The following is a 24051-nucleotide window of genomic DNA, read 5'->3' on the forward strand; positions in this document are numbered from 1 at the left end:
GCGAGACGGCGGTGGCCATGGGGCTCTCCTTCTCCTTGCCTGTGCGGCGAATTGAGGGCGGTTGGTGGCAGTGAGGGGGCCCGTACGGCGGGGGGGGGGGGCCCCCCGGCGGGGGGTGGGGGGGGGGGAACAAGGGCGGAGGGGGGGGGGGCGGGGGACGGCGGCCCCCCGCCGCACCCGGGGCACGGCCCGCGCGCCACCAGGCGCGGTTACGCCTCCTCGTCGACCCAGCTCATGAGCTTGCGCAGCTCCTTGCCCGTGGTCTCCAGCAGGTGGTTCTCGTCGGCCTTCTTCAGCTCGTTGTACTTCGGCAGACCGGCGTTGTACTCCGCCATCCAGTTCTTGGCGAAGGTGCCGTCCTGGATCTCGCCGAGGATCTTCTTCATCTCGGCCTTGGTGGAGTCGTTGATGATCCGCGGACCGGAGACGTAGTCGCCCCACTCGGCGGTCTCGGAGATCGACCAGCGCATCTTCTCCAGGCCGCCCTCGTACATCAGGTCCACGATCAGCTTGAGCTCGTGGAGGCACTCGAAGTACGCGATCTCGGGCTGGTAGCCGGCCTCGACCAGGGTCTCGAACCCGGCCTTGACCAGCGCCGAGGTGCCGCCGCACAGCACCGCCTGCTCGCCGAAGAGGTCGGTCTCGGTCTCCTCGGTGAAGGTGGTCTTGATGACACCGGCGCGGGTGCCGCCGATGCCCTTGGCGTACGACAGGGCCAGCGGGAAGGCATTGCCGCTGGCGTCCTGCTCGACGGCCACGATGCACGGCACGCCGCGGCCCTCCTCGTACTGGCGGCGGACCAGGTGGCCCGGGCCCTTGGGGGCGACCATGCAGACGTCCACATTGGCCGGGGGCTTGATGAAGTCGAACCGGATGTTGAGACCGTGCCCGAAGAACAGCGCGTCGCCGTCCTTCAGGTTGTCCTTCACGGACTCCGCGTAGACCTTGGCCTGGATCGGGTCCGGGACCAGGATCATGATCACGTCGGCCTCGGCGGACGCCTCGGCCGGGGTGACCACGCGCAGACCCTGCTCCTCGGCCTTGGCCTTGGACTTGGAGCCCTCGTGCAGACCGACCCGGACGTCGACGCCCGAGTCGCGCAGCGACAGCGCGTGGGCGTGACCCTGGCTGCCGTAGCCAAGGATGGCGACCTTACGGCCCTGGATGATGGACAGGTCGGCGTCGTCGTCGTAGAACAGCTCGGCCACTTCGGGAACTCCTCGTGTGTGGGTTGTGCTTCCCACCGTATGACGGGCGGGCGGGTGAAGGTTTCGGGGTCTCGCCATACGGTCCGGCGCGCGGGGTGGCGCCGGACCTCGGCCACGCTGGTCGGGCGGGGTCAGGCGGACCGGTCGAGCGAGCGCAGGCTCCGGTCGGTGATGGAGCGGGCGCCACGCCCTATGGCGATGGTGCCGGACTGGACCAGCTCCTTGATGCCGTACGGTTCCAGCATCCTGAGCATGGCCTCCAGCTTGTCACTGCTGCCGGTGGCCTCGATGGTCACGGCCTCCGGGGAGACGTCCACGGTCTTGGCGCGGAACAGCTGGACGATCTCGACGATCTGGGAGCGGGTCTCGTTGTCGGCGCGGACCTTCACCAGCACGAGCTCCCGCTGGATCGCCTGGCCGTCCTCCAGCTCGACGATCTTCAACACATTGACCAGCTTGTTGAGCTGCTTGGTGACCTGCTCGAGCGGCAGCTCCTCGACATTGACCACGATGGTGATCCGGGAGATGTCGGGGTGCTCGGTGACGCCGACGGCCAGCGAGTCGATGTTGAAGCCGCGGCGGGAGAACAGGGCGGCGATCCGGGCCAGGATACCGGGGGTGTTCTCCACCAGGACGGAGAGCGTGTGCTTGGACATGGGCTCGGTCTCTCTTCTCTCTCGGTCCTGGCCTCAGTCGTCTTCGCCGTCGCCGAAGTCCGGGCGGGTGTCGCGCGCCGCCAGGATCTCGTCGTTGGAGGTGCCGGCCGCGACCATCGGCCAGACCATGGCGTCCTCATGGACGATGAAGTCCACGACCACCGGGCGGTCGTTGATCGCGTTGGCCTTCTCGATCACGGCGTCGAGGTCGGCCGGGTCCTCGCAGCGCAGCCCGACACAGCCCATGGCCTCCGAGAGCTTCACGAAGTCGGGGACGCGGGTGCCCAGGTTCCGCTGGACGGGGGTGTCCGGGCCCGAGTGCAGGACCGTGTTGGAGTAGCGCTGGTTGTAGAAGAGGGTCTGCCACTGGCGGACCATGCCCAGCGCGCCGTTGTTGATGATCGCGACCTTGATCGGGATGTTGTTCAGCGCGCAGGTGGCCAGCTCCTGGTTGGTCATCTGGAAGCAGCCGTCGCCGTCGATCGCCCAGACCGTACGGCCCTCGACACCGGCCTTGGCGCCCATGGCGGCCGGCACGGCGTAGCCCATGGTGCCGGCGCCGCCCGAGTTCAGCCAGGTGGCGGGGGTCTCGTAGTCGATGAAGTGGGCCGCCCACATCTGGTGCTGGCCAACGCCCGCGGCGAAGATCGTGTCCTCCGGGGCCAGCTGCCCGATCCGCTGGATCACCTGCTGCGGGGAGAGGCTGCCGTCGGTGGGCTGGTCGTAGCCGAGCGGGTAGGTCTCCCGCCACCGGTTCAGGTCCTCCCACCAGCCGGTGTAGTCACCCGCGCGGCCCGCGTCGTGCTCGGCCTGGACGGCGACGACCAGATCCGCGAGGACCTCGCGGGCGTCCCCGACGATGGGCACGTCGGCGGCGCGGTTCTTGCCGATCTCGGCCGGGTCGATATCCGCGTGGACGATCTTGGCGAAGGGGGCGAAGGAGTCCAGCTTGCCGGTGACGCGGTCGTCGAAACGGGCGCCGAGCGCCACGATCAGATCGGCCTTCTGGAGGGCCGTCACGGCGGCGACGGTGCCGTGCATGCCCGGCATGCCGAGGTGGAGGTGGTGGCTGTCGGGGAAGGCACCCAGCGCCATCAGGGTGGTGGTGACCGGCGCGCCGGTCAGCTCGGCCAGCACCTTCAGCTCGGCGGTGGCCTGGGCCTTGATCACGCCGCCGCCGACGTACAGCACCGGGCGCTCGGCCTGGGTGATCAGGCGGGCGGCCTCGCGGATCTGCTTGGCGTGCGGCTTGGTGACCGGGCGGTAGCCGGGCAGATCGATCTGCGGCGGCCAGGAGAAGGTGGTCCGCGCCTGGAGCACGTCCTTGGGGATGTCGACCAGCACCGGGCCGGGGCGGCCGGTGGAGGCGATGTGGAACGCCTCGGCGATCGTGCGGGGGATGTCCTCGGCCTTGGTGACCAGGAAGTTGTGCTTGGTGATCGGCATGGTGATGCCGCAGATGTCCGCCTCCTGGAAGGCGTCCGTGCCGATGGCCTTGGAGGCCACCTGGCCGGTGATCGCGACGATCGGGACCGAGTCCATATGGGCGTCGCCGATGGGGGTGACCAGGTTGGTGGCCCCGGGGCCCGAGGTCGCCATGCAGACGCCGACCCTGCCGGTGGCCTGGGCGTAGCCGGTGGCGGCGTGGCCCGCGCCCTGCTCATGGCGGACGAGCACATGCCGGACCGTCGAGGAGTCCATCATCGGGTCGTAGGCGGGGAGGATCGTGCCGCCGGGGATGCCGAAGACGGTGTCGGCACCCACCTCCTCGAGCGAGCGGATGAGGGACTGCGCGCCCGTGACGTGCTCGACGGGGGCGGACTGCGGTCCGCCGCTACGGGGCCGAGGCTGGGGGTGATGGGACCCGGGGGCCTGCTCGGTCATCGGCATTCTCTTCTCGAAGATGAGGTTCGGTGCTGGTGGGGAGGGCGGGGCGGTGCACCAGGTGCCGGTGCAACAAAAAACCCCTCGTGCCGTAAGGCAAGCGAGGGGAGCGCGCCGGTGAGGGTCCGCAGGGCTTCAATGAGCCCTGCTCAGCCGACGCGCTGTCCAAGTACGAGAATTCGGGTGCGCATGGCTCCGACCCTCCCCCCGGCGCATATCGGGTGTCAAGTGGGTGGGACGGGCGTCTCAGTATTTGAGCGGGTCGGCGGGTGGGTGTGCGGCTCCGTACGGCGTGGCCCGTGGGAGCCGCCGTGCCCCACATGACCGCCGTGCCGGATCGGCAGGGCGCCACCGACCAGCAGCGGGGGCTCCGGGCGCGGCACGGGATAGCCGCCGCGCAGCAGCGCCCGGCGCAGCCGGTGCTCATCGAGCGGCCCGCTGAAGGCGGGGCCCTGGGCGTGGGTGCATCCCATGCCGCGCAGGGTGACGATCTGCTCGGGCAATTCCACCCCCTCCGCGATGGACTGCATTCCCAGGTCGCCGGCGATCCGCAGCAGCCCTGCGGTGATCTTGTGGAGCCGTGAGGACTCGACCACTCCCTCGACCAGTCCGGGGTCCAGTTTCAGCACATCGATGGGGAGCCTGCGCAGCGCCCTGATCGCGGCATAGCCGCTGCCGAAGCCGTCGAGGGCGATCCGGACCCCCAGGCGGCGCAGCGCGCCGAGGCGGTGCTCCAGCTCGTCCAGCGGCACCCGTGGATCGCTGTCGGTGAGCTCCAGGATCAGCGCCCCGGACGGCAGCCCATGGCGGGCCAGCAGGGTCTCCACAGCCTTGGGCGGCATCGACTTGTCCACCAGCCGGCTCGCGGGGAGCCGGACGCAGACCGGTACCGGATGGCCGTCCCGGCGCCGCTGGGCGGCCTGCTCGACGGCCGCCTCCAGCATCCAGCGGGACAGCTCGGCGGTACGGGCCGTGTCCTCGCCGCCGCCACGGCCGTTGTCGGCGACCCGGAGGAACTCGGCGGGGGTGAACAGGATGCCCTGGGCCGAGCGCCAGCGGGCCTGCGCCGCGACCGCGGTGATCCGGCCGCTGGCCAGCTCGACGACGGGCTGGTGCAGCAGCACGAACTCCCCGTCGTGCAGGGCGGCGCGCAATCTGGTGGCGACCTCGGCGCGGCGCGCCACCTCGGCCTGCATCTGCGGTGCGTACAGCTCCACGCGGTTCTTGCCCGCGGCCTTGGCGCGGTACATCGCCAGGTCGGCGTTGCGCATCAGGGCGCCGGGGCTGGTGCCGGGCTCGGCGAAGGCGACGCCGATGCTGGCGGCCACGCGGACCTCGGTGCCGCCCTCGACCCGGTAGGGCTGGGAGAGCCGCAGCCGCAGCCGGTCGGCGATCTCCATGATGCGCTGCTCGCGGGTGCCCGCCTCCCCCACGCCGTCGCCGACGATGAGAGCGGCGAACTCGTCGCCCCCGAGCCGGGCCGCGCAGTCGCCGGACCCGGACCGCACGGACTCCTGGAGCCGGCGGGCGGCCTGGACCAGCAGCTCGTCACCGGCGTGGTGGCCGACGGTGTCGTTGACCGCCTTGAAGCCGTCGAGGTCGATGAAGAGCACGGCGGTGCCGGCGTCCGTACGGCGGCGGCCGGCGACGGCGTGCCGGACCCGCCGGGTGAACAGGGCGCGGTTGGGCAGATCGGTGAGCGGGTCGTGCTCGGCGTTGTGCTGGAGCTGGGCCTGGAGCCGGACCCGCTCGGTGACATCGCGGCTGTTGAAGATCAGCCCACCGTGGTGGCGGTTGATCGTCGACTCCACGTTGAGCCAGTCGCCGGAGCCGGAGCGGAAGCGGCATTCGATGCGCGTGGTGGGCTCCTCGCCCGGCGGGGCGGCCAGGAACCGGCGGACCTCGTGGACCACCGAGCCGAGGTCCTCGGGGTGGATCAGGGAGGCCAGCTCGGAGCCCTCCAGCTCCTCCGCGTCGCGGCCGTAGACCCCGGAGGCGGCCGGGCTGACATAGCGCAGGATCCCGGTGGGCGCGGCGATCATGATCACATCGCTGGAGCTCTGCACCAGGGAGCGGAAGTGGCTCTCCTTCTGGGCGAGTTCCTGGGTGAGCCTGATGTTGTCCATCAGCATGATCGCTTGTCGGACGACGAGCGCGAGCACGACCGCGCAGGCGGTGAGGAGCACCACCCCGTCGATCGGCCGGCCGTCCATCACGTTGAACAGGACCCCCAAGGTGCAGACAGCGGCGGCGAGATAGGGCGCGAGGGCGGCGAGCGAGCCCGCGATGGGGGCGCTCTGCTGCTGCGTGGAGCGGCGCGTCGGCGGCGGGTTCTGGGCGGCCTCGCGGCGGGCGACCCACGGGGCGTACGCCAGCAGCGCGGAACCGGCGAACCACCCGGCGTCGAGTATCTGCCCGGAGCGGTAGTGCTCACGCAGCAGCGGCGAGGTGAACAGCGCGTCGCACAGCACGGTGAGCGCGAAGGCGGCGATCGCGGTGTTGATCGCGGAGCGGTTGCCCGACGAACGCCGGAAGTGGAGCACGATCACCATGCTGACGAGCACGATGTCCAGCAGCGGATAGGCGAGCGCCAGTGCCCCGCGGGCCACGAAGGCGCCGTTCCCGCCGAACTGGCCGGTGTGGGCGAGCGCGAGGCTCCAGGAGAGGGTCACCAGCGATCCGGCGATCAGCCAGGCGTCCAGCCCCAGGCAGATCCACCGGGCCCGGCTCGTGGGGCGCTTGGCGAGCACCAGCATCCCGACGATGGCGGGCGGGGCGAACAGCAGGAAGCAGAAGTCGGCGACCGAGGGGGTCGGCACGGGGCGGCCGAGCACCACCTCGTACCAGCCCCATACGGCGTTCCCCAGCCCGGCCATGGCCGAGGAGGCGGCGAACAGCAGCCAGGCCGGGCGCAGCCGCCCGGCGTGCCCGCGGCCGTGCCACAGACAGGACGCCGCGGCGGCGAACGCGGCGGCGCTCAGCCCGAAGTCACCCATGACGAGGGCCAGTCGGGACGACCCCCAGCCGACGATCGCACCGGCCGCGTAACCGCCGCAGACCAGGGCGAGGACCACTTGCGGCAACAGCCCGGCGCCGCCGGAGACCGACGGCCGGGCGAGCACCGCTCCCGTGGCGCTCACTGGACTGCCATCCACTGCGTGGCGGACCACTGACGCCGCGGGGACCCCGGAAGCGGTATCCCCGCGGGCCTCGTCGAGTTGGAGAACCGCGCGGCTGCGCGGAAGTGTCGCGGTCGACGCCTGAGCTGCGTCGGGTTGTCGGTCCATCGGCCATACATCGCCCGTCGCCCCCCTCGAGTTCCGGTCCGTCGCTGACGCCGTCAGGTCAGTGGCGCAGCCCCCGCTCGGGACGATACACCAGACTGGTCACTCAGGGACATAGGCCATCTACGGACCGTAACCGACTACGGCGTTGTATATACGGAGTGGAGTCAATCGGTGCCTGTATGTGGTGCCAGAGGCATGTCTACCCCGTCGTGGCGACGAGATGTGCCAGCGACTCGCCGCGCGCGTAGCGGATCAGCTGATCCCTCAACAGCCGCTTCGCACGCGGGAGGAAGGCCGACGTGGGGCCGCCCACATGCGGGGAGATGAGCACCCCTGGAGCGTGCCACAGCGGATGCCCGGTGGGCAGTGGTTCGGGGTCGGTGACATCGAGCGCGGCCCGCAGCCGGCCCGACTCCACCTCGCTGAGCAGGGCCTTGGTGTCCACGACCGCACCACGGGCGACATTCACCAGCAGCGCCCCGTCCTTCATCCGGGACAGGAACTCCGCCCCGGCCAGACCCCGGGTGTCCTCGGTGAGCGGGGTCACCAGCACCACCACATCGGCGTCCGGAAGCAATTGGGGCAGTTCAGCGATCGGATGCACCGGGCCGCGCTCGGTCGTGCGCGGGGAGCGTGCGACGCGCATCACACGCTCACACTCAAAGGGGACAAGCCGATCCTCGATCGCGCTGCCAATGGCCCCGTAACCGACGATCAGTACGGACTTGTCGGCGAGGGCGGGACGGAAGCCGGAGCGCCACTCCTCGGCGTCCTGGCCCCGGACGAAGTCGGGAATGCCCCGCAGCGATGCCAGGATGAGGGTGAGGGCGAGCTCGGCGGTGCTCGCGTCGTGCACCCCGCGTGCGTTGCACAGCCGCACTCCGGGGGCGAGGTCCGCCAGCGCGGGCTTGATGTGGTCTATTCCGGCGGTCAGGGTCTGCACCACCCGCAGGTTGGCCATGGCGGGCAGCGGGCGGGTGCACACCTGCGGCGGCTTCATGTAGGGGACGCAGTAGAACGCGCAGCGCGCCGGGTCGGTGGGGAAGTCGGGGCCGCCGTCCCAGTGGGCGTACTCGAGGGTGTCGGGGAGGCCGTCGATCTCCTCGGGCGGGATGGGCAGCCACACCAGTTCACGCACTTCGGATGAACCGTGAGTCGAATCGTGGTGGCGGAACGTATCGCTGTGATCTGCACTCATGCCAGGAGGCTATGCGATCACCGACCGTTGGCAGAGGTTAGTTTGGGGTCCGAGGGAAGGGGAGGGGTCAGGCCAGGTGGAGCGCAGGAGAATCGGAGCGGCGGCGCTCGAAGTAGGTGCGATCGGCCTTGGATGTATGCCGATGAGCTGGGCGTACACCGCTTCGCAGCGCAGTGGGGAGCACTCGGTGCGCACCGTGCACACCGCGCTCGACTCGGGCGCGAGCCTGCTGGACACCGCCGACATGTACGGCCCCTTCACCAATGAACTGCTGGTGGGGCGGGTGCTCAAGGAGCGGCGGGCGGACGCCTTCGTGTCCACCAAATGCGGACTGCTGGTGGGCGAGCAGCACATCGTGGCCAATGGACGGCCCGGCTATGTGAAGCGGGCCTGCGACGCCTCGCTGCGCCGCCTCCAGACCGATGTGATCGACCTCTACCAGCTGCACCGGGCCGACCCGGAGGTGCCCATAGAGGAGACCTGGGGCGCGATGGCGGAGTTGGTCGCGGCCGGGAAGGTGCGGGCGCTGGGGCTGTGCGCGGTGGGCGCGCGGGCGCAGCGGAGGACGGGTGCCCGGATGCACGACGCCACGGTGCGCCAGCTGGAGCGGGTCCAGCAGGTCTTTCCGGTCAGCTGTGTACAGGCGGAGCTGTCGGTGTGGTCACCCGACGCGCTGGAGGCGCTGGTGCCGTGGTGCGCCTCGCGCGGGGTGGGCTTCCTGGCGGCGATGCCGCTGGGCAACGGCTTCCTGAGCGGCACGCTGACCCCGGGGCAGGGCTTCGAACCGGACGACACGCGGGCCCGGCATCCGCGGTTCACGGCGGAGATGATGGCCGCGAACCAGCCGATCGTGGCCGGTCTGCGACGGGTCGCCCAGCGGCACGGGGACGGCGTGACCCCGGCGCAGGTGGCCCTCGCCTGGCTGCTGGCGCAGGGGCCGCATGTGGTGCCGGTGCCGGGGACGAAGCGGGAGCGGTGGGCGGCGGAGAACTGCGCGGCGGCCGATCTGCCGCTCTCGCACGAGGACCTCGCGGAGATCGCGGAGCTGCCGCCGGCGCGGGGGTCGTGGGACTGAGGGGCCGCGTGCGGACGGGCGGGGCGGGTCGCCGGGGCGAGTCGCCGGGCGAGTCACCGGGCGAGTCACCGGGGCGGGGTCGGCTCGTGGGCTTGGCACGGTGGCCGGTGCTCGGGCGGGCCGGGGGCCGAGGGTCGGGGGCGGGCCGGGGGCCGAGGGTCGGGGGTCGGGGGTCGGGGGTCGGGGGTCGTTCGGACCCTGGTCCGGGCGTGGTTCGGGGATGGGAACCCGGCGCGGGGCCGCGGTGTATAAGAATCAGTGCCGTGCCGCGGCACACGTGCCCATGGAGAGGAATCCGACCGTGCGACGTCCTCGCGTCACCTCTGTTCTCGCCGCCGCCGCTGCCGTGTTGCTCATGGCGGGCTGCTCGTCCGACGGCGACAGCATCATCAGACCGGGCGGCCGGTCGTCCGCGCCCACGAAGCCGGGCGGCGGGGGCTCGCCGTCGGGTGCGCCCTCGCCGAAGGAGTCCGCGGCGCCCGCGAAGGGCTCGGTGAAGGTGGTGCGCACACTCACCACGAAGCTGAAGTCCCCCTGGGGGCTAGCACCGCTGCCCGGCGGGGATCTGCTGGTCTCCTCGCGCGACACCGGGAAGATCTTCAAGATCTCGGCGGACACGGGGAAGAAGACCGAGCTGGGATCCGTCCCGGGCGTCTCCGCCTCCGGTGAGGGCGGGCTGCTGGGCCTTGCGGTCTCCTCCGACTTCGGCTCGGACCACATGGTCTATGCGTACTTCACCACGGATTCGGACAACCGCATCGCCCGGATGGTGTACGACGACAGGCGCCCCGCGGGCGATCAGCTGGGCGCCCCGGACACGCTCTTCAAAGGCATCCCCAAGGGCACGATCCACAACGGGGGCCGAATCGCCTTCGGCCCCGACAAGATGCTCTACGCGGGCACGGGAGAGAACGGCGACGGCGGGCTCGCCCAGGACATGGACTCCTTCGGCGGCAAGATCCTGCGGATGACCCCGGAAGGGGAGCCCGCACCCCGCAATCCGGACGCCCAATCGGTCGTCTACTCCTGGGGTCACCGCAATGTGCAGGGCCTGGCCTGGGACGCGGACAAGCGGCTATGGGCCTCCGAGTTCGGCCAGGACACCTGGGACGAGCTCAATCAGATCCAGCCGGGCAAGAACTACGGCTGGCCGGAGGCCGAGGGCAAGGCCGACAAAAAGGGCTTTGCCGATCCGGTCGAGCAGTGGAAGCCCAAGGACGCCTCGCCGAGCGGAATCGCCTTCGCCAAGGGCTCGATCTGGATGGCGGGGCTGCGCGGTGAGCGGCTGTGGCGCATTCCACTGAAGGGCGCCAAGCCCGTGGCGAAGCCCCAGTCGTTCCTGGACGGGAAGTACGGACGGCTGCGCAGCGTGGCCGCCGCGGACGACGGAGGGCTGTGGCTGGCAACGAGCAATACCGATGGGCGCGGTCGGCCTGATCGGCAGGACGATCGGATCCTGCGGCTGGAGGTCCGCTGAGCGGAGGTCGAACGGGTCGCTCATGCCGCCGAGTTCGGCCGACATGTCGCGGCGTGCCCGTTCTGTGACGGGTGTGCCTAGACTGGCACCAGTCGCACGCCTACGGGGGTCGTCATGTTCAACCTCATCGAGGAGCTCTTCGCGCCCGGTCGCAAGCACACCGAGGAAGAGCGCAACCGGCTGGAGATCACGCTCGACGAGACCGGCAGCAGCGACCCGGGGAAGGGCCCTATAGACCTTGACTCGGGCCGGGTGGTGATCCGCCCCCGCGAAGGGGACGCCGAGGGCTGATCCGGCAGCGGGTTGGTGCGCCACGGGTCCTGCTGGCGGTCGCGTGTGTCCTGCCTGAACGCCACGGCCCCGGATGCCATCGGTGCCTGCCCTGGTTCTGTCAGCGCCCCCGTCCCGCGAGCGCGCCCCCGTTGCCCACCGCCGCCCCGCGCGTACCGCCACGCACCACCGCGCGCATTGGCACCAACGCCCCGCCCATCCTGTCGGCCCGCGTCCCTCAACCCCTGTCCGGCCAACACGCCACGCCGCGCATTGGCGCCGATGCCCCGCCCATCTGTCGGCCCGCGTCCGTCAACCCCCGTCCCGCCGACGCGTCCCGCGTACGCCCGTCGACCCGTCCGTCCCGTCAGCCCCCGTCCCGCCAGCGCACCGCGTGCCCTGCCGACGCGTCCCGCGTACGCCAACGGCCTGTCCGTCCCGTCAGCCCCTGTCCTGCCGACGCGTCCCGCGTACGCCAACAGCCCGTCCTTCCCGTCAACGCGCTCCGCGCCCCCGACAGCGCACCGGGAGCCCGTCCTCCAGTGCCGGGCCTCCGGGGGGAGCGTCCCCGGGGCCGGGGCTCGAGGGGCGTCCTCCGGGGCCGGACCTCCCAGGGGGGAGGCGGCCTCCGGGGGCTCCTCCGGGGCCGGGCAGGGGCAGGGTCGACGGCTGGCCGTCCTTGCCCGTGTCGCGGCCGCCACCGGAGCGGTCCCGTGGCGTACTGTGCCCGCCCCCGCGGCTTTCTCAGCGCGCTGGCGCGCCGTCGGTCAGGCCATCGACCAGGCGGAGGCGGTGGGCCACGGCGGCGGCCTCGGTGCGGCCCGAGACGCGCAGCTTGGCCAGGATGTTGGAGACATGGACGCTCGCCGTCTTGGGCGAGATGAAGAGCTCCTCGGCGATCTGGCGATTGCTGCGGCCCGCGGCGACCAGCCGCAGCACATCCCGCTCCCGGGGTGTCAGCCCCAGCTCCTCGGCCGGATCGGCCGGATGGTCGGGCTCGGCAGGCTCGGAGGCGGCGGCCGAGGCGCCCGGAGCCGGGGGCAGTGCGGGGGTGTGGGGCGGGGACGTGTCGAGCGCGGCGCGGGTCGCGGCGGAGGTCAGGGGCAGTCGGGCGCGCCGGGCCAGCAGCTCGATCTCCTCGCGCAGCGGGCGGGCGCCCAGCCGGTCGGCCACGGCATGGGCCTGGGCGAGCAGTTCGGCGGCGTGTTCGCGATCGGCCTGGGACGGGGCGGCGCCCCGGCCGGGGGCCAGCAGCGCCTCCGCCCAGCGGTGACGGGCGCAGGCCAGTGGGTGCGGGCGGTCCAGCGCGGCGAAGGCGGCCGTGGCCTCGGCCCAGAGGGCGGGCCGGTCCCGGCCCTCGGCACGCTCCAGTTCGGCCTGGAGCATGGCCGCGTGGGCCCGCCATACGGGTACAGGCTGCGGTACCCGCTTCACCGCGACCCGGAGGCGGGCCAGTGCCTCGCCCCGCCCCGGCTCGGCCGTGGGCAGTCCGCGCGCGGCCGACTCGGCCGCGGCGGCCGCGCACAGCAGCGGCCAGATGTAGCGCTGCATCCCGGGCGGGAATCCGGCCGCCACGGCCTGCTCCAGCAGGGCCCGGACCTCCAGGATCCGGCCGCGCGCCGCCGCGAGCTCGATGGCCTGCCCGGCGACCTTGAGGGTGTACTGCGGTTCGGTGTTGTGGGCGCCGTAGTGCTCCCGGGTGGCGGCCGACTCGCGCTCCGCCGTGCCCCAGTCGCCGCGCACGAGCGCCAGCTTGGCGAGCCGGTTGGCGGCGGTGCCGCGCGGCTTGGTGCCCAGGGCGAGCCGCAGGGTCTTCAGGGCCGCTGCCTCCGCCTCGTCCCAGCGGCCCAGGGAGAACAGCGACTCGGCCAGGTTCCCGAACAGCCAGGCCCGGGAGTCCACCAGCCCGACGCGGTCCAGGATCCGGCCGCCCTCCTCGGCGGTCTCCACCGCCTCGGCCGACCGGCCGACCCCTTCCAGCGCCGAGGTCAGATTGACGTAGCACCGTCCCAGGACGCTGATGTCGCCGAGCGCCACGGCCCGCCCACAGACCTCGCGCATCTCGGCCAGCCCACGTTCGATGTCGCCCGAGTCGACGGTGAAGTAGGCCAGCGTCAGCCGGGCGTTCAGCTCGGTGCTCTCCGCGCCGACCAGACGGGCCAGCTCCACCGCACGTTCGGCGGCGGCCATGCCCTCGGGCCCGGGCCGGTGGGTCATCGTCCAGCCCGCCACCTGGGCCATGACCTCGGCGTGCACAGGGGACGGCGGCAGCCCGCGCACCAGCTCCTGGGCGCGGCTCAGCTCCTCCCAGCCGTCGCCGCGGGCCAGGCTCGCCATCAGCTTGCATCGCTGGGTCCAGAACCAGGCGGCGCGCAGCGGATCGTGCCCGCTTCTGTCCAGCGCCCGCAGCGCCCGCTTGCTGATGGCCAACGCCCGCTCCAGCTGCCCGGACATATGCGCGGCCACCACCACCTCGGCGAGCAGATCGAGCTGGCGCAGCGCCTGGTCCGCACAGCCGCAGGCGGGGTACACCTCGGCGTAGTCCATGGGCCGCTGCGCCTCCCGTATCTCCTTGGGGACGTCCTCCCACAGCTCCAGGGCCCGCTCCAGCAGCCGCAGCTGCTCCGCGTGGGCGTACCGCCGCCGCGCCTCGACGGATGCCTGGAGCACGGCGGGCAGGGCCTTGGCGGGGTCATGTGCGTGGTACCAGTAGCTGGCCAGCCGGGCGGCCCGCTCATCGGCCCGCACCAGCGCAGGCTCGGCCTCCAGGGCTTCGGCGAAGCGCCGGTTGAGCCGGGAGCGCTCCCCGGGCAGCAGATCGTCGCGCACGGCCTCGCGCACCAGCGAATGCCGGAAGCGGTAACCGCTGTCGTCGGCCGTGGGACGCAGGATGTTCGCCCCGACCGCCGCCCGCAACGCGTCGATCAGCTCGTCCTCGCCCAGCCTGGCGACCGCGCGGAGCAGTTCGTACTCCCCGGAGGAGCCGCCCTCGGCGAGGATCCGCACCACCCGCTGGGCCTCCTCGGGCAATGCCTCGACCCGCACCAGCAGCAGATCGCGCAGGGATTCGCTGAGCCCGGTGCGGCACCCTTCGTTGATCGAGCGGGCGATCTCCTCCACGAAGAAGGCATTGCCGTCGCTGCGCTTGAAGATCCGGTCGAGCAGGTCGCGCTCCGGCTCGGCTCCGTTGATTCCGGTGAGCTGGGCGTGCACCTCGACCCGGGTGAAGCGGGACAGCTCGATGCGCCGCACCTCGCGCATCCGGTCCACCTCGGCGAGGAAGGGGCGCAGCGGATGGCGGCGGTGGATGTCGTCGGAGCGGTAGGTGGCCACGACCAGCAGCCGGGCGCTGAGCAGTGAGCGGAAGAGATAGCCGAGGAGTTCGCGGGTGGAGCGGTCGGCCCAGTGCAGATCCTCGATGGCGACGACGAGGGTGCGCTCGGCGGCCAGCCGCTCCAGCAGCCGGACGGTGAGTTCGAACAGCCGGGCCCTCCCCTCCTCGTCGTGGGAGGCGCGGGCGGTCTCGCCCAGCTCGGGCAGCAGCCGGGCCAGCTCGCCCTCCTGCCCGGCGGCGGCCCCGTCCAGCTCGCCGCCCAGCTTGCGGCGCAGTGAGCGCAGCACGGTGGACACGGGCGCGAACGGCAGCCCGTCGGCGCCGATTTCCACACAGCCGCCGACCGCCGCGACGGCTCCCGCGGCCACGGCCGAGGCCAGGAACTCGTCGATCAGCCGGGTCTTGCCGACCCCGGCCTCCCCGCCCACCAGCAGCACCTGCGGCTCGCCCGCGGTGGCGCGGGCGAGCGCGTCCTCGAGCGTGGCCAACTCCTGGGCACGGCCGATGAACACCGGGCTGACAGACGTGGTGTGCACGTCGTCGAGCATCGCACAGGGCCCTGACACCGCGGCACCAGCTTTTCCGGCCCCCGCCGCGTCGGCCCCGGCCCGGGTCCCGGCTCCCGTCCCGGCCCCGGTCCCGGCCCTCACCGCGTCGGCCCCGGTCCCGGCTCCCGCCCCGGCCCCCATGACGAGCGGCACGGCCCGGCCCCGGTCAGGCCGCCGTGCGGTACGACCGTGATGAGCGATGGCCGCGCCACCGCCGTACCGGCCTCACCCGCCCTCCGCCCTCATGCTCGGCCGACCCGCCGCCGCGCGACCGCGGCGCCTCCCGGACCAGCCGTTGAGCGGCGGCCTCCCGCAGCAGTTCGGCCTCGCGGATGCGGTGCAACTCATGGTGCAGCATGGCGTTCTCCCTGGTGACGAGCGTTTCATGGAATGCGTCCACTCTCGTCGCCCAGAAGGGCCCGGCGCATCGGGAGGCTGCCCGATCTTCACCCGGCCCAGGGCCTTAGGCGCCCAGCCCGCATGGCCGAGAAAGCCTGAGGAGGCCCGAGGAGGGTCCTTAGGACACCGGTGACCGTGCCGTACCGGCCCGTTCCGACCCGTTCACGGCCTGCCCCGGCAGCGCCACAGGCACCGACGCCGGTCCGGAGGGCGAACCGTCGCCATCACCCTCCGCACCGTCCTCCGCGCCTTCCTTGGCGCCGTCCTTCGCGCCGACCCCGCCGCCGCCCGTGCCGTCGCCCTCCCCCTCGATGCTGATCCTCGGCAGCAGCCGCTCCAGCCAGCCCGGCAGCCACCAGTTGGCGCCCCCGAGCAGATGCATCAACGCGGGCACCAGGAGCGTACGGAGGACGAAGGCGTCCAGGGCGACCGCCGCGGCCAGCCCGATGCCGAACATCGCGATGATCCGGTCACCGCTGAGCACGAACGCCGAGAAGACCGCGATCATGATGACGGCCGCGGAGTTGATGACCCGGCTGGTCTCGGCGAGCCCCACCCGGACCGCGGTGCGGTTGTCACGGGTGCGCCGCCACTCCTCGTACATCCGGCTGACCAGGAAGACCTGGTAGTCCATGGAGAGTCCGAAGAGCACCGACACCATAATCACCGGCAGGAAGGGCTCGATCGGGCCCGCCCTGCCCAGCCCCAGCAGGTCGCTCCCCCAGCCCCATTGGAAGATCGCGACCACCACGCCGAAGGACGACGCGACGGCGGCCACATTCATGACCGCCGCCTTGATCGGGATGCCGATGCTGCGGAACGCGAGCAGCAGCAGTACACAGCCCAGCGCCACCACCACCCCGACGAACAGCGGCAGCTTGCTCACGATCACCGCGGCGAAGTCGTCGTAGCCCGCGGTCAGCCCGCCCACATAGACCCGCAGCGAGCTGCCCTCCTCGGCCCGGGGCAGCACCTGGGCGCGCAGCCGTCCGACGAGTTCGGAGGTGGCCCGCGACTGCGGTGCGGTCTCGGGGACGACCGTGATGACGCCGGTGTCACCGCCTCCGCCCAGGTCCGCGGCGCTCACCGAGGCCACCCCGTCGATGGTGCGCAGGGTCTCGGGCAGCCTGGTGAAGGCCATACGGTCGTCGGCACCGTCGATGCTGCCCATAAGCGTCAACGGCCCGTTGAAACCTGGCCCGAACCCGTCGGCCAGCAGGTCGTACGCCCGTCTCGTGGTCGAGGTCGAGGGGCCGTTGCCCTGGTCCGAGGTGCCCAGGTGCAGCGAGAAGGTGGGGAGCGCGAGCACCGCGATGAGAACTGCCGCGGCCGCCCCCAGCAGCTTGGGGCGGCGCTCGACGAGAACCGCCCAGCGGGCGCACAGCCCTTGGGCCGCCATGGCTTCCGGCCCCCGCTCGGCCAGCCGTCTGCGCTCCCGCCTGTTCAGGGCCCGCATGCCGATCAGACCCAGCAGCGCGGGCAGCAGGGTGAGCGACGCGGCGACCGTAAGGGCGACGGTGAGCGCCGCCGCGACCGCCACCCCGTTGAGGAAGGACAGCCGCAGGACCAGCATGCCGAGGAGCGCGAGACACACGGTGGCGCCCGCGAACACCACCGCGCGCCCCGAGGTGGCCACCGCGCGCTGTGCGGCCCGTTCGACCGACAGCCCCTGCCGCAGCCCCTTGCGGTGCCGGGTGACGATGAACAGCGCGTAGTCGATCCCCACGCCGAGGCCGATCAGCATGCCGAGCATGGGTGCGAAATCGGCGATCGTCATGGCGTGGCCGAGCAGCCCGATGGCCGCGTACGCGGTGCCGACGCCGATGAGCGCGGTGGCGATCGGCAGCAGCGTGGCCGCGAGCGAGCCGAAGGCGAGGAAGAGGACCACGGCGGCCACCGCGACCCCGATGGCCTCGCTCAGATGGGCGGGTCCGGTCCGCTCGGTGAGCGAGGCGCCCTCACCGCCCATCTCGACCTCCAGGCCCCGGGCCCCGGAGGCGGCGGAGCGCACCGTGTCGAGCACCTGGCGCACCTCCGCCCCGCCCAGATCGGCGGCGGGTTCGCGGAAGACCACGGTGGCGTAGGCGGTGTGCTGGTCGGCGCTGATCCGGCTGGTGTCGTCGGCGCCGTACGGGCCGGTCACGGAGGCGACCCCGGGCAGGTCCGCGACCTGCCGCAGAGCCTCCGTCATCCGCCGCTCGACCCCCGGTCCGCGCACGGTGCCCGCGCCGTCCGCGGTGTGCCAGACGATGGTGTCGCTGTCCCCCGCCCGGTCCGGCAGCCGCTGCTCCATCAGGGCGGTGACCTTGGAGGAGTCGGTGCCGGGGATGTCGTAGTTGTTCGAGTACGCCGAGCCGGTCACGGCAGCCGCCGCGGCGACCCCGGCGAAGGCGGCCAGCCACAGCACGATGACGATGGCGCGGCGCCTGAGACACCAGCGGGCGAGTGCGGCCATGGCTGCTTTCGGGGTCGGGCGCCGGGGGCGGCGTGATGTGCTTGTGACCAAAGCACTCTGTCAGGCAGAAAAGATCCTTTGCCCCCTTTGTGGGCTTCACCACATGAATGAGCGGGAATTGGGAGACCATGACCCCAGCCGCGTCCCGAGCCCGCCGCCCGCGTATCGGCATCGGCGGTATGCACATCGAGTCCAGCACCTTCAGCCCGCACCGCGCCGCCTACGACGACTTCCGCGTCACCCGCGGCGCCGAGCTGCTGGACCGCTACGTCTGGACCCGGCCGGACGGCGAGCTGACCGGGCGGGCCGAGTGGGTCCCCCTCCTGCACGCCGTCTCGCTCCCCGGCGGCCCGGTCGAGCGCGCCACCTACGACCGGATCAAGGACGAGCTGATCGAGCGGCTGCGGCGGGCCGGTCCGCTCGACGGGCTGGTGTACGACATCCACGGCGCGATGAGCGTGGTGGGTCTGGAGGACGCCGAGGGCGATCTCACCGAGGCCGTCCGGGAGGCGATCGGCCCCGACGCGCTGATCTCCGCCGCCATGGACCCGCACGGCAATGTCTCCCGCCGCTTCGCCGGCCGCCTCGATCTGATCACCGCCCACCGTCTCGCCCCGCACGAGGACGCCTGGGAGACCCGCGAGCGCGCCGCCCGCAAGCTGGTGGAGCGGCTGGCCTCCGGCCGGGGCCGTCCGCATCTGGCCTGGGTGCAGATCCCGGTGCTGCTGCCCGGTGAGCGCACCAGCACCCGTCTGGAGCCCGCCAAGTCGCTGTACGGGCGGCTGGCCGCCGTGGAGGCGATGGACGGCGTCGTGGACGCGGCGATGTGGGTGGGCTACGCCTGGGCCGACGAGCCGCGCTGCCGGGCGGCCGTGGTGGTGACCGGCGACGACCCCGTGCTCGCGGTCGAGCAGACCCGCTCCCTGGCCCGCGAGTACTGGGAGGTGCGCCACGACTTCGCCTTCGTCGGCCCCACCGGCGGCGCCGACGAGTGCATCGCCGAGGCGGTCGCCTCCTGTGCCCGCCCCTTCCTGATCAGCGACTCCGGCGACAATCCCACGGCCGGAGGCGCCGGGGACCTCGCCTATATGCTCGGGCGGCTGCTGGCCAACGAGGATCTGGCCGCCGGCCGCGCCACCGCCCTGCACCCCGGGATCACCGATCCGGCGGCGGTCGCGGAGTGCTTCGCCGCCGGGCCGGGCGCGACGGTCCGGCTGTCCGTGGGCGGCGGGATCAGCCGGGGGACGGCGGACCACGCCGAGCCGTACGACCTGACCGGCGAGGTGGTCGCCCTGCGCCGGGACGACCCGGTCGGCGGGGATCTCGCGGCGGTGCGGCGCGGGGGCGTCACGGTGATCCTGGTCAGCCGCCGCAAACCGTTCCACACCCGGGCCGACTTCGGCGAGCTGGACCCGTGCGGCTATGACCTCGTCGTCGTCAAGATCGGCTATCTGGAGCCCGAGCTGTACGACCTGGCGGCGGACTGGCGGCTCGCGCTCACCCCCGGCGGGGTCGACCAGGACCTGACGCGCCTGGGCCACCGGCGCATCGCACGGCCGCTGTACCCCTTCGACGACGAGGGGTTCGAGGTCCCGCATCTGGAGCCGCTGCTGCTCTAGGGATGCCCGGTGGATCGTGGCGCCTGCGGCGGGCTGCCCCCTCCCCGCCCCTTCCCGAAACTGGGGCTCCGCCCCAGACCCCGGCGGGATGGCCCGGGGCGTTCCGCCCGGCCCCGCCGCGCCGCCGCGCCGCCGCGCCCACCGCAAACAGCCCGCCGGTGCAGGCGTTCACGCCCTCACCGCCCGCCCCGAACGGCGCCCCCCGCACGCTCTGGCCCCCGGCTCACCGGCCAGCCGCCGCTCGACCACCGCCCCTGGCCCCCGACCCACCCGCCAGCCGCAACACGACCACCACCCCTGGCCCCGACCCACCCGCCGACCGCCGCGTCCCAGGCGGCGCGGTCGGCGCCCCGGCCGGTGAGCTGAGCGCGGCGACGGCCTTCTCGTCGGCCCCCGGGGTCCGGGGGCAAAGCCCCTGCCACGCGGCGGAGCCGCAGATCGGCGCTGCGGGAAGGGGCGGGGAAGGGGAAAGCATCGATATGCGGCTGCGCCGCATGGCCCGCCGGACAGCGCGGAAGGGGCGCATGCGACGGCGGCGGGGCGCGCGCTCGCGCACCCCGCCGCCGTCAGGCAAGAGCCGTCAGGCAAGAGCCGTCAGGCAAGAGCCGTCAGGCAAGAGCCGTCAGGCAAGAGCCGTCAGGAACCGCAACGGACGAACGTCCGGCCGGTCAGCCCTCGACGCCCAGCTTCTCCAGGATCAGCTCACGCACCCGGGCCGCGTCCGCCTGGCCGCGCGTGGCCTTCATGACCGCGCCGACCAGCGCGCCCGCCGCCGCGACCTTGCCGCCGCGGATCTTGTCGGCGATGGCCGCGTTGGCCGCGATCGCCTCGTCCACGGCGGTGCCCAGCGCACCCTCGTCCGAGACGACCTTCAGCCCGCGTGCGGCGACGACCTCGTCCGGGCCGCCCTCGCCCGCGAGGACGCCCTCGATGGTCTGGCGGGCCAGCTTGTCGTTGAGCGAACCCTCCTTGACCAGCGCGCACACCCGGGCGACCTGGGCCGGGGTGATCGGCAGCGCGGTGAGCTCCACACCGTCCTCGTTGGCGCGGCGGGCCAGCTCGCCCATCCACCACTTACGGGCCTGGTCGGCCGGGGCGCCCTCGTCGATGGTGGCGGTGATCAGCTCGATCGCGCCCGCGTTGAGCACCGACTGCATCTCGTGCCGGGACAGCCCCCACTCCTCGCGCAGCCGGTTGCGACGCACCCGCGGCAGCTCCGGGAGCCCGCCGCGCAGCTCCTCCACCCACGTACGCGCGGGGGCGACCGGCACCAGGTCGGGCTCGGGGAAGTAGCGGTAGTCCTCGGCCTCCTCCTTGACCCGGCCGGAGGTCGTGGAGCCGTCCTCCTCGTGGAAGTGACGGGTCTCCTGGATGATCGTGCCGCCGTCGCCCAGCACCGCGGCATGGCGCTGGATCTCGAAGCGGACCGCGCGCTCGACCGACCGCAGCGAGTTGACGTTCTTGGTCTCGGAGCGGGTGCCGAACTTGTCGGCGCCCTGCGGGCGCAGCGACAGGTTCACATCGCAGCGCATCTGGCCCATCTCCATGCGCGCGTCGGAGACCCCGAGCGACTTGATGAGCTCGCGCAGCTCGGTCACATACGCCTTGGCGACCTCCGGGGCCTTCGCGCCGGCGCCGACGATCGGCTTGGTGACGATCTCGATCAGCGGGATACCGGCCCGGTTGTAGTCGAGGAGGGAGTGCTGGGCGCCGTGGATACGGCCGGTCGCACCACCCACATGGGTGGACTTGCCGGTGTCCTCCTCCATATGGGCGCGCTCGATCTCGACGCGGAAGACCTCACCGTCGACATCGACGTCCAGATAGCCGTTGAAGGCGATCGGCTCGTCGTACTGCGAGGTCTGGAAGTTCTTCGGCATGTCCGGATAGAAGTAGTTCTTCCGGGCGAAGCGGCACCATTCGGCGATCTCGCAGTTGAGCGCGAGCCCGATCTTGATGGCGGACTCGACGCCGGTCGCGTTGACCACCGGGAGCGAGCCGGGCAGGCCGAGGCAGGTGGGGCAGGTCTGCGTGTTGGGCTCGGCGCCCAGCGCCGTGGAGCAACCGCAGAACATCTTGGTCTTGGTGCCGAGCTCGACGTGCACCTCGAGCCCCATCACGGGGTCGTAGGCGGCCAGGGCGTCCTCGTACGACACCAGTTCAGTGACGGTCACGGAAAACTAACCTCTCAGTCCGCGAGGACGTCGTCGTCGCCCATGCGCTTGAGCTCACGGATGAGCAGGGCGACGCCGGTGACGATGGCGGCGGCCGAGACCACCGCGTCGGCCAGCTGGAGCCTGTCGTTCTCGAATCGGGCCTTCTTGACCTGCTTGGCCACGCTGACCGCGCCGAACAGCGAGGTCGCGATGGACAGGTAGGTGCCGGGCTTGGACTTCTTGAAGCCCTTGGCCTTCTTGATCGCACTCATGGCGTCTCTCCGTTCGCTTCTCCGCCCGCGCGGCGCAGAGGTGCGGCTTCCAACATCATCCGCGGCCCGGCGGCCGCTCGCGCGTCGCTCACAGGGGCGTCTCTCCGTTCGCTTCTCCGCCCGCGCGGCGCAGAGGTGCGGCTTCCAACGTCATCCGCGGCCCGGCGGCCGCTCGCGCGTCGCTCACAGGGGCGTCTCTCCGTTCGCTTCTCCGCCCGCGCGGCGCAGAGGTGCGGCTTCCAACATCATCCGCGGCCCGGCGGCCGCGCGTGCGACGCTCACAGTGACGGTGCCTCCTCGAGCAGCGGATGGCCCCACTTCTCGGTGAGCGCGGCCTCGACCGCGGCACCGACCTTGTAGAGCCGGTCGTCGGCCATGGCGGGGGCGATGATCTGCAAGCCGACCGGCAGACCGTCCTCCGGCGCCAGACCGCAGGGCAGTGACATGGCCGCGTTCCCCGCGAGGTTGGTGGGAATCGTGCAGAGGTCGGCCAGATACATCGCCATCGGGTCGTCGGCGCGCTCGCCGATCGGGAAGGCGGTGGTCGGGGTGGTCGGCGAGATCAGCACATCGACCCGCCCGAACGCGTTCTCGAAGTCGCGCTTGATCAGCGTACGGACCTTCTGCGCGGAGCCGTAGTACGCGTCGTAGTAGCCGGAGCTGAGCGCGTACGTGCCGAGCATGATCCGGCGCTTGACCTCCGCGCCGAAGCCCTCCGCGCGGGTGAGCGCGGTGACCTCCTCCGCGGACTTGGTGCCGTCGTCGCCCACCCGCAGGCCGTAGCGCATGGCGTCGAAGCGGGCCAGGTTGGACGAGCACTCGGACGGTGCGATCAGGTAGTACGCGGCCAGCGCCTTGTCGAAGGAGGGACAGGAGATCTCCTCGATCTCCGCGCCCAGCTCCCGCAGCAGCTCCACCGTCTCGTTGAAGCGCTGCATGACACCGGCCTGGTAGCCCTCGCCCGCGAACTCCTTGACGACGCCGATCCGCATGCCCCGCACACTGCCGTTGCGGGCGGCCTCGACGACGTCCGGGACCGGCTCGTCGATGGAGGTGGAGTCCATCGGGTCGTGCCCGGCGATGACCGCGTGCAGCAGCGCCGCGTCCAGCACGGTGCGGGCGCAGGGTCCGCCCTGGTCGAGCGAGGACGAGAACGCCACCATGCCGTAGCGGGAGACCCCGCCGTACGTCGGCTTGACGCCGACCGTGCCGGTGACGGCGGCCGGCTGGCGGATCGAGCCGCCGGTGTCGGTGCCGATGGCGAGCGGGGCCTGGAAGGAGGCCAGCGAGGCGGAGGAGCCGCCGCCGGAGCCGCCGGGCACCCGGGTGAGGTCCCAGGGGTTGCCGGTGGGGCCGAAGGCGCTGTTCTCGGTGGAGGACCCCATGGCGAACTCGTCCATGTTGGTCTTGCCGAGGACGATCACGTCCGCGTCCCGCAGTCGCTTGGTGACCGTCGCGTCGTACGGCGGGATCCACCCTTCGAGGATCTTGGAACCGACCGTGGTCGGGATCCCCTCGGTGGTGAAAATGTCCTTGAGCGCGAGCGGAACCCCGGCCAGCGGGCCGAGCTCCGCACCGCGCTCCCGCTTCTCGTCGACGGCGCGCGCCTGGGCGAGCGCCCCTTCGCGGTCCACGTGCAGGAAGGCGTGCACCTTCTCGTCGACGGCCTCGATACGGGCCAGGTGCGCCTCGGTCACCTCGACGGCGGTGACCTCGCCGGAGGCGATCCTGGCGGCGATCTCGGCCGCGGTGAGCCTGGTCAGGTCGGTCACGGTGGTCACTCCTCCCCCAGGATCTGCGGCACCTTGAAACGCTGCTGCTCCTGGGCCGGGGCGCAGGCCAGCGCCTGCTGCGGGGTCAGGGACGGACGGACCTCGTCCGTCCGCATGACGTTGGTCAGCGGCAGCGGGTGAGAGGTCGGCGGTACGTCTTGGTCGGCGACCTCGGAGACGCGGGCTACCGCGCCGATGATGTCGTCCAGCTGTCCGGCGAAGTGGTCGAGCTCTTCGGCCTTCAGCTCCAGACGCGCCAGCCGGGCGAGGTGGGCGACCTCCTCGCGCGTGATGCCAGGCATGCAGCGAATCCTCAGGGTGAGTGTGGAGTGTTTCGGCCCAATCCTATGGCTCCCCGCACACAGAGCGCGAAAGGCTTTGGCGCGCCAGCGTTGTGGGCAATCGTTCCCCGGGGCGGAACGGGTGGGCACAACCCACCCA

General features: G+C 72.1%; 16 protein-coding genes. 4 read left to right on the forward strand and 12 right to left on the reverse strand.

Annotated elements, in window-relative coordinates; all coding sequences use genetic code 11:
• Positions 1 to 209: 209 nt before the first annotated feature.
• From ilvC to NQU54_RS19645, 5 genes are all read right to left on the reverse strand, one after another.
• On the reverse strand, positions 210 to 1208 hold the full coding sequence (gene ilvC / locus NQU54_RS19625) for a ketol-acid reductoisomerase (protein ID WP_257632178.1): 999 nt from the start codon (positions 1206 to 1208) through the stop codon (positions 210 to 212).
• Positions 1209 to 1339: 131 nt separating this feature from the next.
• Positions 1340 to 1864, reverse strand: a complete 525-nt coding sequence (gene ilvN, locus NQU54_RS19630) for an acetolactate synthase small subunit (RefSeq protein WP_059144138.1) — start codon at positions 1862 to 1864, stop codon at positions 1340 to 1342.
• 33 nt (positions 1865 to 1897) lie between these two features.
• Positions 1898 to 3748 carry an acetolactate synthase large subunit gene (locus tag NQU54_RS19635; RefSeq protein ID WP_257632179.1) on the reverse strand — a complete coding sequence of 617 codons (1851 nt, stop codon included), beginning with the start codon at positions 3746 to 3748 and terminating at the stop codon, positions 1898 to 1900.
• A gap of 224 nt (positions 3749 to 3972) precedes the next feature.
• On the reverse strand, positions 3973 to 6888 hold the full coding sequence (locus NQU54_RS19640) for a putative bifunctional diguanylate cyclase/phosphodiesterase (RefSeq protein WP_167503461.1): 2916 nt from the start codon (positions 6886 to 6888) through the stop codon (positions 3973 to 3975).
• Between the two features lie 346 nt (positions 6889 to 7234).
• A complete protein-coding gene (locus NQU54_RS19645) occupies positions 7235 to 8233 on the reverse strand; it encodes a 2-hydroxyacid dehydrogenase (RefSeq protein WP_257632180.1) in 999 nt (332 codons plus the stop codon).
• A gap of 76 nt (positions 8234 to 8309) precedes the next feature.
• Between NQU54_RS19645 and NQU54_RS19650 the strand changes: the two genes are divergently transcribed.
• The 3 genes from NQU54_RS19650 (at position 8310) to NQU54_RS19660 (ending at position 11076) form a co-directional block, all read left to right on the forward strand.
• Positions 8310 to 9308: an aldo/keto reductase gene (locus tag NQU54_RS19650; protein WP_257632181.1), complete on the forward strand. Its 999-nt coding sequence runs from the start codon at positions 8310 to 8312 to the stop codon at positions 9306 to 9308.
• A 283-nt stretch (positions 9309 to 9591) separates the two neighbouring features.
• A complete protein-coding gene (locus NQU54_RS19655) occupies positions 9592 to 10785 on the forward strand; it encodes a PQQ-dependent sugar dehydrogenase (protein WP_257632182.1) in 1194 nt (397 codons plus the stop codon).
• A 114-nt stretch (positions 10786 to 10899) separates the two neighbouring features.
• A complete protein-coding gene (locus NQU54_RS19660; protein WP_167459942.1) occupies positions 10900 to 11076 on the forward strand; it encodes a DUF6191 domain-containing protein in 177 nt (58 codons plus the stop codon).
• 723 nt (positions 11077 to 11799) lie between these two features.
• On the opposite strand, the gene NQU54_RS19665 is transcribed toward NQU54_RS19660, so the two are convergent.
• The 3 genes from NQU54_RS19665 to NQU54_RS19675 form a co-directional block, all read right to left on the reverse strand.
• Complete coding sequence (locus NQU54_RS19665) at positions 11800 to 14937, reverse strand: helix-turn-helix transcriptional regulator (protein WP_257632183.1); 3138 nt, start codon at positions 14935 to 14937, stop codon at positions 11800 to 11802.
• Between the two features lie 166 nt (positions 14938 to 15103).
• Positions 15104 to 15295 carry a hypothetical protein gene (locus tag NQU54_RS19670; protein ID WP_257632184.1) on the reverse strand — a complete coding sequence of 64 codons (192 nt, stop codon included), beginning with the start codon at positions 15293 to 15295 and terminating at the stop codon, positions 15104 to 15106.
• 159 nt (positions 15296 to 15454) lie between these two features.
• Positions 15455 to 17791 (reverse strand): MMPL family transporter, encoded by a 2337-nt coding sequence (locus tag NQU54_RS19675; protein ID WP_257632185.1) that lies wholly within the window; start codon positions 17789 to 17791, stop codon positions 15455 to 15457.
• A 128-nt stretch (positions 17792 to 17919) separates the two neighbouring features.
• On the opposite strand from NQU54_RS19675, the gene NQU54_RS19680 reads away from it, so the two are divergent.
• Positions 17920 to 19410, forward strand: a complete 1491-nt coding sequence (locus tag NQU54_RS19680) for a M81 family metallopeptidase (RefSeq protein ID WP_257632186.1) — start codon at positions 17920 to 17922, stop codon at positions 19408 to 19410.
• A 668-nt stretch (positions 19411 to 20078) separates the two neighbouring features.
• Here the strand turns inward: NQU54_RS19680 and gatB are convergent.
• The 4 genes from gatB to gatC all read right to left on the reverse strand — a co-directional run bounded on the left by gatB (position 20079) and on the right by gatC (position 23912).
• A complete protein-coding gene (gene gatB / locus NQU54_RS19685) occupies positions 20079 to 21584 on the reverse strand; it encodes an Asp-tRNA(Asn)/Glu-tRNA(Gln) amidotransferase subunit GatB (RefSeq protein ID WP_257632187.1) in 1506 nt (501 codons plus the stop codon).
• Between the two features lie 14 nt (positions 21585 to 21598).
• Positions 21599 to 21838, reverse strand: coding sequence for a hypothetical protein (locus tag NQU54_RS19690; protein WP_069866573.1), 240 nt, complete (start codon positions 21836 to 21838; stop codon positions 21599 to 21601).
• Positions 21839 to 22116: 278 nt separating this feature from the next.
• Entirely contained in the window at positions 22117 to 23610 is a 1494-nt protein-coding gene (gene gatA / locus NQU54_RS19695; protein ID WP_257632188.1) for an Asp-tRNA(Asn)/Glu-tRNA(Gln) amidotransferase subunit GatA, read from the reverse strand.
• 5 nt (positions 23611 to 23615) lie between these two features.
• Positions 23616 to 23912: an Asp-tRNA(Asn)/Glu-tRNA(Gln) amidotransferase subunit GatC gene (gene gatC / locus NQU54_RS19700; protein WP_069866575.1), complete on the reverse strand. Its 297-nt coding sequence runs from the start codon at positions 23910 to 23912 to the stop codon at positions 23616 to 23618.
• Between the last annotated feature and the right edge of the window lie 139 nt (positions 23913 to 24051).

The organism is Streptomyces malaysiensis subsp. samsunensis, assembly GCF_024519315.1.
Taxonomy (GTDB): Bacteria; Actinomycetota; Actinomycetes; order Streptomycetales; family Streptomycetaceae; genus Streptomyces; species Streptomyces malaysiensis.